The 13,127-nt window shown below is 42.2% G+C and carries 11 protein-coding genes; 7 read left to right on the forward strand and 4 right to left on the reverse strand.

Annotated features, from left to right (window positions below; genetic code table 11):
* Positions 1-211: 211 nt before the first annotated feature.
* From HC643_RS28640 to HC643_RS28660, 4 genes are all read left to right on the forward strand, one after another.
* On the forward strand, positions 212-1,546 hold the full coding sequence (locus tag HC643_RS28640; RefSeq protein WP_038076102.1) for a DUF2330 domain-containing protein: 1,335 nt from the start codon (positions 212-214) through the stop codon (positions 1,544-1,546).
* 100 nt (positions 1,547-1,646) lie between these two features.
* Positions 1,647-2,279 carry a pentapeptide repeat-containing protein gene (locus tag HC643_RS28645; RefSeq protein ID WP_038075843.1) on the forward strand — a complete coding sequence of 211 codons (633 nt, stop codon included), beginning with the start codon at positions 1,647-1,649 and terminating at the stop codon, positions 2,277-2,279.
* A gap of 151 nt (positions 2,280-2,430) precedes the next feature.
* Complete coding sequence (locus HC643_RS42205) at positions 2,431-4,074, forward strand: sensor histidine kinase (protein ID WP_202048666.1); 1,644 nt, start codon at positions 2,431-2,433, stop codon at positions 4,072-4,074.
* Positions 4,075-4,164: 90 nt separating this feature from the next.
* Complete coding sequence (locus tag HC643_RS28660) at positions 4,165-5,913, forward strand: ATP-binding protein (RefSeq protein ID WP_237265959.1); 1,749 nt, start codon at positions 4,165-4,167, stop codon at positions 5,911-5,913.
* A gap of 36 nt (positions 5,914-5,949) precedes the next feature.
* Here HC643_RS28660 and HC643_RS28665 read toward each other — a convergent pair whose 3' ends face one another.
* Together HC643_RS28665 and clpS are read right to left on the reverse strand one after the other, a co-directional pair.
* Positions 5,950-6,822 (reverse strand): CPBP family intramembrane glutamic endopeptidase, encoded by an 873-nt coding sequence (locus HC643_RS28665; RefSeq protein ID WP_408019901.1) that lies wholly within the window; start codon positions 6,820-6,822, stop codon positions 5,950-5,952.
* A 10-nt stretch (positions 6,823-6,832) separates the two neighbouring features.
* Positions 6,833-7,114, reverse strand: coding sequence for an ATP-dependent Clp protease adapter ClpS (gene clpS / locus HC643_RS28670; RefSeq protein ID WP_038075846.1), 282 nt, complete (start codon positions 7,112-7,114; stop codon positions 6,833-6,835).
* A 181-nt stretch (positions 7,115-7,295) separates the two neighbouring features.
* On the opposite strand from clpS, the gene HC643_RS28675 reads away from it, so the two are divergent.
* Positions 7,296-7,652 (forward strand): hypothetical protein, encoded by a 357-nt coding sequence (locus HC643_RS28675; RefSeq protein WP_038075848.1) that lies wholly within the window; start codon positions 7,296-7,298, stop codon positions 7,650-7,652.
* Between the two features lie 46 nt (positions 7,653-7,698).
* On the opposite strand, the gene HC643_RS28680 is transcribed toward HC643_RS28675, so the two are convergent.
* Together HC643_RS28680 and HC643_RS28685 are read right to left on the reverse strand one after the other, a co-directional pair.
* Positions 7,699-8,874: an LL-diaminopimelate aminotransferase gene (locus tag HC643_RS28680; RefSeq protein WP_038075852.1), complete on the reverse strand. Its 1,176-nt coding sequence runs from the start codon at positions 8,872-8,874 to the stop codon at positions 7,699-7,701.
* Between the two features lie 316 nt (positions 8,875-9,190).
* Complete coding sequence (locus HC643_RS28685; RefSeq protein WP_038076116.1) at positions 9,191-9,388, reverse strand: hypothetical protein; 198 nt, start codon at positions 9,386-9,388, stop codon at positions 9,191-9,193.
* Between the two features lie 468 nt (positions 9,389-9,856).
* Here HC643_RS28685 and HC643_RS28690 point away from each other — a divergent pair, with 468 nt between their 5' ends.
* Together HC643_RS28690 and HC643_RS28695 are read left to right on the forward strand one after the other, a co-directional pair.
* Positions 9,857-10,255: an STAS domain-containing protein gene (locus HC643_RS28690; protein ID WP_050046760.1), complete on the forward strand. Its 399-nt coding sequence runs from the start codon at positions 9,857-9,859 to the stop codon at positions 10,253-10,255.
* Between the two features lie 99 nt (positions 10,256-10,354).
* Positions 10,355-13,126: a TIGR03936 family radical SAM-associated protein gene (locus HC643_RS28695; RefSeq protein WP_038075853.1), complete on the forward strand. Its 2,772-nt coding sequence runs from the start codon at positions 10,355-10,357 to the stop codon at positions 13,124-13,126.
* The last annotated feature ends 1 nt before the right edge of the window (position 13,127 follow it).

The following is a 13,127-nucleotide window of genomic DNA, read 5'->3' on the forward strand; positions in this document are numbered from 1 at the left end:
GCTAATGGTGAGACCAGCCCTGTAGGCGGGTTTCCCGCCGTAGGGGACTGGTGAGACCAGCCCTGCAGGCGGGTTTCCCGCCGTAGGGGACTGGCGAACCCGAAGGGCGAACCCGAAGGGCGAACCCGAAGGGCTAATGGCTAATTGCTAATGGCTAATTGCTAATGGCTAATTGCTAGTAAGAACTAACAACTAATAACTGACCAAATACATGAAACTATATCAATTCATCATTTCATTACTACTAACAGTTACACTTGCTATTTGCTTTGTATCTCCCGCTTGGGCTTTTTGTGGATTTTATGTTGCTAAGGCTGATAGTAAACTGTATAACAAAGCTTCACAAGTTGCGATCGCTCGAAGTGGCGATCGGACTGTTCTCACGATGGCAAATGACTATCAAGGGGAAGTCAAAGATTTTGCAGTTGTCGTACCCGTACCTACTGTAGTTAAAAAAGACCAAGTTCGAGTTGCTCTCCCCAAAATTCTCGAACGTTTGGATGCTTTTAGTGCGCCGCGATTGGTAGAGTATTTTGACTCTAACCCTTGCGAGCAAAATTACCCAGAAGCTATGGATGCTTTACCAGCACCAATAGCTAGAAGTGCAGGTTCTGCAAGGAGAGAGCGGAATGACAGTTTGGGTGTAACTGTCGAAGCCCGCTTTAATGTTGGTGAATACGACATTGTGATTCTGAGTGCTAAAGAATCAGGCGGATTGGAAACTTGGTTGAATCGTAACGGCTACAAAATCCCTAAAGGAGCAAAACAATTACTTCAACCTTACATCCGTCAAAAAATGAAGTTTTTTGTTGCCAAAGTCAACCTAGATAAATTTGAAGAAACAGGATATCAGTTTTTGCGTCCGTTGCAAATTTCTTACCAATCGCCTAAATTTATGCTGCCCATTCGGTTGGGAATGATTAATTCAACCAACGAGCAAGATTTAATTGTCTATATTTTATCGCCTAAAGGACAAGCTGAAGTTACAAATTACCGAACTGTGAAAATCCCCTCGGATGCAAATATCCCTCTATTTGTGAAACAAGAATTTGGTAAGTTTTACCAATCCATGTTCCAAACTGCCTACACGCGAGAAGATAAAAAAGTCGCTTTTTTAGAATATGCTTGGGACATGAGCAATTGCGATCCTTGTTCTGCCGATCCTCTCAACCGTGAAGAACTCAAGCAAGCAGGCGTATTTTGGCTCGATGATGTCTCTCCAGAGAACAGACCGGTACCCCGTCCTAGAGTGGTGCGCCCTCCGATTGTGTCCGATAATGTTTTTATAACCCGTCTGCACGTGCGTTATACCCGAAATAAATTCCCAGAAGACTTAATGTTTCAAGAAACCTCGAACCGCGAATCTTTCCAAGGACGATACATTTTGCAGCATCCTTTTACAGGGGAAATGAACTGTGAAAGTGGTAGACAATACAAACAGTCTTTGCCGAAACGTTTTGAAAGGGAAGCCCAAACTCTTGCAAAATTGACCAACTGGAACATTCAGGAAATTCGCAAAAAAATCAAGCTAGGGGCTAAAGTGTGAAGTATAAAGTATAAAGTATGAAGTTAACCTCCTTAATTCATTGAGGAGGCTTCATCCATTTAGCAACTGATTCTTCATCTTCTTTTTTGCAATCATCTCTATGAACATAGAAGAAATTCGATTGGGACAACTCAAACACTTGCCTGGTGCTTCTTTAGAAGACGAAGATTTATCAAATCTCGATTTAAACCGCATTAATCTTGCTGGTGCAAACCTTGTTGGCGTAAATTTCACAAGTTCCAAACTTGAGGGCGGACATTTAGAAGGCGCTAATTTGATGGGCGCAATTCTGGTACAAGCTGACTTGCGAGCAAACCTTATGGGAGCAAATTTAATGCAAGCAGATTTAACAGAAGCTGACTTGCGAGGTGGTAACTTCCGGGGTGCTAACTTAATGGGCGCGAGATTGAGTGAGGTATCTTGTGCTGGTGCTTTTTTAAGTGGGGCTAATTTAATGAATGTTAACTTACAAGGTGTTGACTTTCGCGGTGCCGATTTGCGTGGTGCGAATTTAACTGGGGCAAATCTTAAAGGCGCAGATTTAAGCCGTGCAGATTTACAAGGAGCTTTGTTAAGTGAGGCAAATTTAGAAGAAGCTGATTTGCGAGGGGCAAATCTTGCGGGGGCAAATCTCACAGGCGCAAACTTACTCTGTGCTGAATTAGATGGTGCTAATTTGAGTGGTATTAATTTAGACAGGGCGTGTTTGGCAGGAACAGTGACAGAAGAGTAAGGTAGGCAGTGTTCGCAGTGAGATATCAGTGGGCACTGCCCACCTAATAAAAATTTGTTGCTTAACACTATCAAGTAATTATACTGTGTTATGTCTTACACGTACAAGGCATACTGACTGTTATAAGCCAATGTTTGGAGAAGAAGTCAGTATGAACGTGAATGTAGCAGTAGATGTAACCATCACAGAACAATTGCCTTTTAAATTGGCTGAAACAGAGAGTCTTACCAATACTTCTTCTGGGGACTATAAAGCAACAAGCTTTGACGGTGGTGCTTCAGACACGTTGGATTTTAAAACTGTTCTCGAGCGTTACCAAGAGTTACAAGAATATGCCCAACAATTAGAAGAGACACTAGCCTTATCCGATGGACAGCATCAAATCCTAGCATCCATTGCTCAGGGAAAGCCATTGGGAACTGTTTTAGAGGAGTTAGCCCTGTTAATTGAATCGCGCTCAAAACAGACAGTCTTTTGTTCCTTTTTATTTGTTGAAGATGGCAAACGGTTGCGCCACGGTGCAGCACCCAGTTTGCCCGCAGAATATAATGCAAAGATTGATGGTATCGAAATTGGACCAATGGTAGGTTCCTGCGGTACTGCTGCTTACCATAAAGCTTCGGTCATTGTAGAAGACATTGCCACAGATCCGTTGTGGGCAAAATTTCAAATTGCTTTGGACTATGGTTTGAAAGCGTGTTGGTCTACACCCATTCTCTCAGCAGACGGACACGTGCTGGCAACTTTTGCAATGTACCATCCCTTCCGCTACAAACCAACTAACCACGATCGCGCACTCCTTGAAAAAGCAACATATTTAGCACGAATTGCAATTGAACGGCATTTAGTAGAAATTACTCTCAGACACCAAGCAGAAAAATTAGAGCAAGCTTTAAAGAACCTCCAGCAAACCCAGATGCAACTCGTGCAAAAGGAAAAAATGTCAGCTTTAGGTAACCTTGTCACGGGTGTTGCTCACGAAATTAACAATCCTGTTGGTTTTTTATTGGGGAATCTACAGCCAGCACAAGACTATGTGAAGGATTTGTTGAGGTTGCTTGACCTTTATCAGCAAGAATATCCCCATCCCAACGTCTCCATCGAGTCTGAAATTAAGGCTGTTGACCTCCAGTATTTACGGGAAGATCTGCCCAAACTGTTAAGTTCCATGCAAATTGGTATCAAGCGCCTTCACAGTATTAGCACCAGCTTACGCACCTTCTCCCGCGCTGATAAGGATTACAAAGTCCCCTTTAATATCCATGAAGGGCTTGAGAGTACGCTGCTGATTCTCAAACATCGATTAAAAGCTAACGACGATCGCCCGATAATTGAAGTTATTACTGAGTATAGCGAATTACCAGTAATTCATTGTTTCCCAGGACAACTTAATCAGGTTTTTATGAATCTTCTAGCAAATGCGATCGACGCCTTGGAAGAATCAAATCAAGGGCGCAGTTTTGCCGATATTTCAGCCAATCCCAATCGTATTGCGATTCAAACCTTGCAGTTAGATAGCGATCGCGTGAGAATCCGTATTACCGATAACGGTATTGGTATGACTGAGGAAGTTAAACAGCGTATCTTCGACTACCTTTATACAACTAAAGCTGTAGGTAAGGGAACTGGGCTGGGGTTGGCGCTTGTCCGTGAAATCGTTGTAGAAAGACACGGCGGGGAAGTTGAGGTGAATTCCTTACCCGGTCAAGGAACTCAATTTACCGTCGTGTTACCGATTAACAACAACCCGTGCTCCACGCTTAGTGACATTGAAATCTCTAAGAAGACTTCATGATTTCTACGTGATAATACTGTATTAAATTCTCAAATATAATGTTATCAATCCAACATAACACAAATAATACTTAAGCATCTATCAAAAAAAATGATATCCTCAGAAAATTCAAATCAAATTCGGGGATTTTGTTCGCGAAGTGACGCTGAAAGCGGCTTGGAGAGTGAAACTGGCGGACTGTGTGAAGCAGAATCGGGCACAAAATATGCTCTGCGATCGCCAGAAGATACACTAGAACAGCTAGAAGCAAGCCATAACTTGCTAAAAGCCCTAACTGTCGCTCAGTCTCAGTTTATAGTTGACGCCAATCCACGCATTCTGTTTGACAATTTACTAGACAATCTTTTAGAACTCACAGAAAGTGAATACGGCTTTATTGGAGAAGTTGTTTATACAGATAACGGTCAACCTGAGTTGGAAGCACACATGAAAGTCCGAGGTCAGCCCTATCTCAGGACTTACACCATTACCAACAATACTGGGAATGATGAAACAAGAGCTTTTTATGAAGAAAATACCCCAAAGGGGATGGAATTTTACAATCTCAAAACCTTCTTTGGAGAAATCTTGGTTACGGGTCAACCCGTGATTGCCAACCATCTCACTACCGACCCCAATAGGGGAGGAACACTGGAAGAGCATCCACCTTTAAAGGCGTTTTTAGGCTTGCCCTTTTTCATGAAAGAAAAGCAATTACTGGGTATGGTGGGAATCGCTAACCGTCCCGGTGGTTACGGTAAATCTTTGATAACCTACTTAGAACCATTTTTGCTAACCTGTAGCAACGTCATAGCCGCCCACCGCAATGACAAACGCCGACAGCAAGCAGAATCCGCATTACTTCGGCGGACAATCGAACTTCAACAGGTACTCGATCAATTATTACAAGAAGTAGTTGAACGCAAACAAGTAGAAAATGCATTGCGTGAAAGTGAAGCGAGAGAACGTCAAAAAGCGGTAGAACTCCAAGAAGCGATAGAACAGCTAAAACGTACCCAAAGCCAATTGGTTCAAACAGAGAAAATGTCTAGCTTGGGGCAATTAGTGGCAGGTATTGCTCATGAAATTAACAACCCTGTTAATTTTCTTTGTGGTAATCTTAATTACGTAAATGAGTATAGTAAAAATTTGCTGAGTCTTATTGAGAAGTATCAACAATATTATAATCTCAAACCAAACCCAGAAATTGAAGATTTGTTAGAAAAATTCGATTTAGATTTTATCAAACAGGACTTACCAAAAGTCATGTCTTCAATGAAATTTGGAATTGAGCGCATTCATGATATTGTTGTTTCTCTAAGAACTTTTTCCCGATTAGATGAAGCTATTATCAAAACTGTCAATATTCATCAAGGTTTAGATAGCACGCTCTTCATATTGCAACACCGACTGCAACAAACATCACAACGCAAGGAAATTCAACTGATTAAAATTTACGATCGCTTACCTCCTATTAGATGTTATGCCAGTCAATTAAATCAGGTATTTATGAACTTGCTTGTCAATGCTATAGATGCTGTAGAACAAAAAATTGAAAGAGCAAAACAAGCAAGTGAAAATTTCTTACCTCAGATTCAAATTCGTACTGAATTACGAGAGGGTGAAAAAGTCGCAATTTATATTGCTGACAATGGGGTTGGCATTCCGGAAACATTCAAGCCACGGATCTTCGATCCCTTCTTCACCACTAAACCTGTTGGTAAAGGTACGGGGTTGGGCTTAGCCATTAGTCATCAAATTATTGAGAAACACCAAGGTGAATTGCGCTGTATTTCAACAGTAGGTCAGGGTACAGAGTTTATTATTGAGATTCCTTTGAAAATAGGGATTAGGGGTTAGGGGAAACGATCTTCTTCCCCGTTCTACTCCCTTGTCTTAATTTTGGTTTTTAACGCTCCTGGTTGAGAGCTTTGACGCTTCACCCAACTTACCAGCGCGTCCCCGTATAAATAATGCCAGAACAGCCATAAATAACAACCCCATGATTCCAGCCAAAGGATTCCTATTCACACCAGTTACCCAGTCCGGTACTTGTCCGGAATAAGTCATTAAATTCCCAACATTAATAATGTAGTACCCCCAAGCCAAACCCCCATGCAAACCCATTGCTAGACCAAGGCGTCCCCTACACCAGCGCTTACTCCATACCTGCGTTAACCCTAAGAGAACTAAAGCAGGAAATTGAGGAAATGAGTGAATAATTGCTTCCAAAGGTTTAATAAAATGCGATACAGCAAATAAAACTGCATTTACCCAAAGACTTACGTTTGGGCTGTAGTTCCGTTGCAACTCATCAAGCAACCAGCCTCGAAACAGGAGTTCTTCAGCGAACCCTACCGCCAAGCCTACAATTAAACCTTCTAAAACAATTTTCAATAAAAAAACTTCGGGTTGTTGCCAAACCAGCCAACCTAAAATGCCTTCTATTCCAAATAAAACTAAAACACAAATAAAACCGATAGCCAATCCACGCAACAGTTCTACACCATTCTGGCGTGTAAACTCCAAGCCATAGCGCCGCAGTACCTGAGACTCATTGTAAACGTGCTTGCCCCATAGCTTGGTTAAAATCATAAATTCGACATACAGCAACACCATTGTCACAATGCTGACTAGGTTAGTGTCGCGTACATACAAATAAAATGGAGCAGCTAGAGGCAACCACAGGATTAGCAAACACAGCACAAAACAACCCAGCCTAATAGGGGCGGGGCGTTGAGACAAACGGTGAATTTCTGTTTTCAACAACTGTTGTCTTCTACTCTTCAGGTTCTATTGTGCTGGTTAAACCATGATTTTTCAACGTTTCACAATAGAACTCCGCATGTTCTTGGGCGCAGGTAATGACCAAAGCAAGACCATTTGTATGTGCTTCCATCATGATACTAACAGCCTGAGGCTGAGTCAGATTCGGCACAGTAGTCAGTAGAACTTGGACTACATACTCCATAGGGTTGTATTCGTCGTTATGGAGCAAAACTTTATATCGAGGCGCTAGCTTGCGCGATGTTGAACGCTTTTCTAGGGTTTCGACAGACACGGCTCTTTGCTCTTCTTTTACAGGATTAGTACAACGAAAGTTATTGAAATGATGACTTAACACTTGTTAATCTATTCTATAACATAGCTATGCAACAAGTGTTTAATTTTTTGCATTTTGAATTTTTTGGTATGTATGAAAATAGGGGCTAGGGGTCAGTTTTTCCCGCCCAAGCTGAAACATGGACGATCGCCCGAACTTTCAACCCGGTCAAATTGTGTCTTTAGAGCACGGTAACAAGAAGTTGTACGCAGAAGTTATTCAAGTGGTAACCTCTCGTCAGTTATGTTGGGTGCGTCCTTTACTGTTGGTTACCTTTACCCAAGAAGACTCCCCTGCGATCGCTGACTTGCGGGATGCATCTGACTTACTCTGGTCTGTGGGTTTATTTCAACCTGCTTTGGACGTAGAAGTTATTGGTTTGTTAAGTCAGGTTTTGGCTAAGGAACCCAAACCCGGACATGAAACCGTCGCCAAACACCAACTCAATCAATTTCTTCACCAAATTTGGCGATCGCAAAGGAATTATGAATTATAAATTATGAATTATGAAATTTTCTTATTCATAATTCATAATTCATAATTTATAATTCATACCTGATTCCCGCATCACGCATCCGTTGAAGGGCTTCTTCGATGCGTTCTTCAGGGAGAGTCAGGGCTATGCGGAAAAAACCTTCTCCCGATTCGCCATAACCTATACCAGGCGCAACAATAATGCCGCATTTGTCAAGGAGTAGTGTGACAAATTCTGTAGAGGAATATCCTTGAGGAACGGGAACCCAAAAATACAGGGTTGCTTTGGGTGCTTCAATAGACCAACCTAACGATCGCAATCCTTGAACGAGAATTTCGCGTCGGTTTTGATAAACTGCTGAAACAGACTTGAGTTCTTCTTCACTCGCACAAAAAGCTGCGATCGCACTCATTTGAATTGCTCTAAACACTCCAGAATCGATATTACTCTTGACCTGTTTTAAAGCACCAACAGCTTTAGCGTTTCCTGCTACAAATCCAATGCGCCAACCAGCCATGTTGTAAGACTTAGACAAACTGTGAAACTCAATTGCTATATCTTTTGCTCCAGGAATTTGCAGTACGCTTGGCGGTTTGTAATTGTCGTAGGCAATTTCTGAGTATGCGTGGTCGTGACATAACAAAATATCGTACTGTTTACAAAATGTAACTAGTTCCTCGAAAAATTCTAAAGTCGCGATCGCACCTGTGGGATTGTTAGGGTAATTTACCCATAACAGCTTACTCTTATGGGCTATTTCTTCCGGGATAGAAGTTAAATCGGGTAAAAAATTATTTTCTGCCTTTAGAGGCATGGCATATGGTTCGCCACCCACGAAAATTGTAGATGTCCGATATACTGGATAGCCTGGGTCAGGAATCAGGGTGTGGTCTCCTTCTTCTACGAATGCTAAGAACAGATTGTGGATGGATTCCTTGGAACCAACAGAAGATATTATTTCCGAGTTGGGATCTAGATCTTCCACTTTGAATCTACGTTCCATCCACCGAGCGGCTGCTTCACGAAAATCTTTGGTTCCTTGATAAGGTGGATAGGCGTGGCTAGAAGGGTTATCGATTGCATCATGCATTGCCCTAACAACGCGAGCAAGTGTGGGTTTATCTGGATCGCCTTTTGCTAAATTGATGACGTCAATACCCTGGGAAACAAGTTTCGCTTCCTTGCGATCGATCTGGGCAAATAGGTAATGGGGAATTTTTTCTAAGCGTTTGGCAAGCTGCATGGCAACTGTTACGGACTACTTTATGAACTGGAAAAGCATTGTTCTCACAGTTTACGCCATTACAGTCAGTAGTTAATCAGAAATATATTTTCTTTTCGATCGATAGTAATAGTCTTAGAGGGTATGTGAAATATTTTTAGTGCTGTATCAAAGTTTTGCAGAGACACCCAAATCCCCCGTTTTAAGGGGGACTTTAGGAATATTTTTTAATAAAGGTAATAAGTAGGTTGAAGCTAATATAAAGTCAGCAGGCAAAGAAATATAAATTGTTACCCGTCCCAATTTTTATCGATCGAAGACTGGTTCTCAATCGCTGTTAAGAAATGCTTGGAACTAACTGAATGCGCCCAGCATCCATCTCTGCCATAAGTAATTCTAATGCTTCATAGTCTATATCGGAAATATATCCCGTCTGCGTTAACTCCCAGTTAATTTCGTTTTCTATTTCAGGAGTTAGTTTTTTGATATCAAGAGCTTTTTCTACCAAGAGACGAATAGAATATCTGGTTTTCATACAAAAATAAGCGTAATATCCTAAATTGTTATTCTCCACGAGAAGATTTTGTATAAAAAGCGATCGCAAACCCCGCTTTTTTGTGACCTAGATCACAGCTTTTTTTAACATTGAGTTTGCTGGAAAGCCAAAAGACATAGTGAAAAAAATGTATACAAAACTTATAAGTTTTCTCATTTTAAATCTCGAAATGGTCTTAGAATCATAGCTTACATGAGTCTTTCTCTACAAAGCAAGTAAAACCATTTTTTCTTTATTAAACTTATATCCAGAATCTTAGAATGAGTTCCCTTGAATGTATATTTAAATACAGTTTTTTGTGAATTTGAGACAATCTTTAAAGAGAACGGCTGTGGCAATAAAGATTCAGCAAAGAGGCGTAGGACAAATGGTCGATGTGAGGAAAAAAAGATTATGGTCAAATACATCTATCTTTAAAATTTCATGAACCAAACATAGGATGTCACAATGTTGTTAATAGATTATCCAAAAATTGCAGTTATTCGCCCACAAGGTAGTTTAAGCGGCTCAAAAGCTCTAGAGTTAGATAAAGACCTGAGGACTACCCTAGTAAAAGAAGATATTTCTGTCTTACTGTTAGATTTACAATATGTAGAATCTTTAGATTGCTCTGGGTTGATGGCATTGGTGTCTGCACTGAAATTGGCTCAAACCAAGAGAAAGCGTTTTAGCCTCTGCTGCGTCCCTGCTCCATTAAGAATGATTTTTGAACTGACACAACTCGATACAGTTTTTGAAATGTTTGATTGCGAGGCAGAATTTGAAGCCACTTGTGAATCTGTACGCGAGGCAGAATTTGAAGCCACTTGCGAGTCTGTAGGGGAACCAGCACTGTTGTGTGCCTGAAATTAGGAAAATAAAACGAGCGGCTCGCCACCAAACACCGAATCAATGCTAAGGTTGGAGGGGAGTATCTGTATTATAAGGTAGCTCGAAGATAGCACAGTGGCTGTTGCATTTGAAAAGTTAATCTCACCGGATATATTAAAGCCAGCTCGTTACCTAGGTAACGAGCTCTTAGCAGTTCATAAGCCTTGGGACTCCGCAGTAGTACGCTGGGTACTTACCTACCCAGAAGTCTATGAAGTTGGTGCCGCAAATCTAGGGCATGTTATTCTCTATAACATTCTTAATACCCAGCCGCGCCAGTTATGCGATCGTTCGTATCTACCAGGAACGGACTTAGCGGCGAAGTTAAGAGCAACAAACACACCGTTGTTTGCGGTGGAATCCAAGCGAGCGTTGAGCGAATTTGACATTTTAGGATTTAGCCTCAGTTATGAGTTAGGGGTAACCAACATTTTGGAGATGTTGGATTTAGCTGGTATTCCTTTAACTTGGCGGGAACGTATGGAAGGGACTGGGGATAGGGGACTAGGGGACAAGGAAGACAAGGGGGACAAGGAAGACAGTTATACCTTATCTCCCCCCTCTCCCTTGTCTTATCCTTTAATCTTCGCGGGTGGACAAACGGCGACGTCCAATCCCGAACCCTATGCTGATTTCTTTGATTTTGTTGCATTGGGGGATGGTGAAGAACTTCTACCAGAAATTGGTTTGATTTTGGAAGAAGGTAAGAAAGCAGGGCTCAATCGTACAGAGTTATTGCTGGAGTTAGCACAAATACCGGGCGTGTACGTTCCTCAGTTTTACGATATGGCGGAGGACGGTTCGGTTCATCCCAACCGCCCGGATGTTCCCAAAAAAATCTTGCGCCGAGTCGCAACTCCCATACCCGCCTACTCCATTGGCTTGGTTCCCTACATCCAACCAGTCCACGATCGCCTGACAATTGAAATACGTCGCGGTTGTACCCGTGGCTGTCGCTTTTGTCAACCGGGAATGCTGACTAGACCGGCGCGAGATGTAGAACCGGAGCGCGTGGTTGAAGCAATTGAGCAAGGAATGCGGCAGACGGGTTATAATGAATTTTCCTTGCTATCTCTCAGTTGTTCTGATTATTTGTCTCTGCCAGCTGTAGGGATGGAAATTAAGAACCGTCTCAAAAATGAGAACATAACTCTTTCTTTACCAAGCCAACGAGTAGACAGATTTGATGAAAATATTGCCAATATCTTGGGTGGTACAAGACAAGGGGGATTGACTTTTGCACCAGAAGCTGGTACGCAACGGATGCGCGATATTGTCAATAAAGGATTGACAAATGAAGAACTGTTGCGAGGTGTAAAAACGGCTTGGGAAAAAGGTTGGGACAAAATTAAGCTGTACTTTATGATTGGCTTACCCGGAGAAACTGATGCTGATGTTTTGGGTATTGCGGAAACAGTAAGCTGGTTGCAACAAGAGTGTCGGGCAAATCGGAGAAAACCTCTGTCGTTAAACTTAACAATTTCTAATTTTACGCCCAAACCCCATACTCCTTTTCAGTGGCACTCAGTTTCAACAGCAGAGTTTAAACGCAAGCAAGGCTTATTGCGGCAAGCATTTCGCCGTATGAAAGGAGTGAAGGTGAATTTCACCGATGTCCGGATTTCAGCAATGGAAGATTTTGTAGGACGAGGCGATCGCACCCTTGCTCGTGTGGTCCGTCGTGCTTGGGAACTAGGTGCTGGAATGGACTCTTGGTACGAGAATATAGAAAAAGCATACAGCGCATGGGGAACTGCGATCGCAGAAGCAGGTTTGGATTGGAAATACCGCCTGGTTGAAAACGGTGAATGGAATTTGTTTGGAGTTGAACACACAGGGGAAGAAGGAGACAAGGAGGACAAGGAAGATCCGGTAGAACTTTCTCCTTTGTCTACCTTGTCCCATGCTCTAGACCGACCCCTCCCTTGGGACCATCTCGATACAGGTATCGATAAAAAATGGCTCAAGGAAGATTTACAACGCGCTCTACAAGCAGCTACAGTACCGGATTGCTCTTTTGAAGGCTGTTCTCATTGTGGGGTTTGCAGTACTGATTTTGGTCACAATATAGTGATTTCGCCACCAGAGATTCCTAAATTTGCTGGGGAGTTTGTACCCAACAAAACAAAAGCACAAAGATTGCGTGTTTGGTTTGGTAAACTGGGTAACATGGCTTTAGTCAGTCATTTGGATCTATTGCGCTTGTTCGATCGGGCTTTGCGAAGAGCGGGATTACCAATTTCTTTTACAGGTGGATTCCACCCACATCCTCGTATCGCTATTGCCAGTGCTTTATCTTTAGGAGCAACTAGCAGCGGTGAAATTGTGGATTTCGATCTAACTACACCAATCGAATTGGAGGATTTCCGGCAAAAGCTAGCCGCAGCCTTGCCACCAGATACTCCTTTATATAAGGTGGAACAACTGGATTTAAAAGCACCAGCAGCCAGTCAACTGTTGGAAGCAGCAGAGTATTTGATGACTGTAGCTTGTTCCAATGGAGAAGTGGTTCCTGTACAATGGCAAGGTTGGATTGATACAATAAAAGCAAAAGATGAAATTTTGTGGGAACACACAACCAAGTCTGGTAAGACACAGTTAGTAAATCTGCGCGATCGCTTGAGAGAGTTGGAAATAGTAGAGCCATCAAGTCTGACCTCAACTAATGTCCAAAGCTGTTTTAAACATCAAGAACAATCCGCAGTCGTTCTACGTTATGTAGGCAGTTGTCGCCAAGATGGAACAGTGTTGCGTCCGGAGCAAATTCTGTCTATCCTAGAACAAGTAGCAGGTGCAGAATTTCATCTGCTTCACGTTCACCGCAATCGGCTGGTTTTAGCGGTATAAT

Source organism: Tolypothrix bouteillei VB521301, from assembly GCF_000760695.4.
In the GTDB taxonomy this organism is placed as follows: domain Bacteria; phylum Cyanobacteriota; class Cyanobacteriia; order Cyanobacteriales; family Nostocaceae; genus Scytonema; species Scytonema bouteillei_A.

Coding starts and splice junctions, on each gene's coding strand:
- HC643_RS28640 (WP_038076102.1), top strand. CDS start 212: ATGAAACTATATCAATTCATCATTTCATTACTACTAACAGTTACACTT.
- HC643_RS28645 (WP_038075843.1), top strand. CDS start 1,647: ATGAACATAGAAGAAATTCGATTGGGACAACTCAAACACTTGCCTGGT.
- HC643_RS42205 (WP_202048666.1), top strand. CDS start 2,431: ATGAACGTGAATGTAGCAGTAGATGTAACCATCACAGAACAATTGCCT.
- HC643_RS28660 (WP_237265959.1), top strand. CDS start 4,165: ATGATATCCTCAGAAAATTCAAATCAAATTCGGGGATTTTGTTCGCGA.
- HC643_RS28675 (WP_038075848.1), top strand. CDS start 7,296: ATGGACGATCGCCCGAACTTTCAACCCGGTCAAATTGTGTCTTTAGAG.
- HC643_RS28680 (WP_038075852.1), bottom strand. CDS start 8,874: ATGCAGCTTGCCAAACGCTTAGAAAAAATTCCCCATTACCTATTTGCC.
- HC643_RS28685 (WP_038076116.1), bottom strand. CDS start 9,388: ATGAAAACCAGATATTCTATTCGTCTCTTGGTAGAAAAAGCTCTTGAT.
- HC643_RS28690 (WP_050046760.1), top strand. CDS start 9,857: ATGTTGTTAATAGATTATCCAAAAATTGCAGTTATTCGCCCACAAGGT.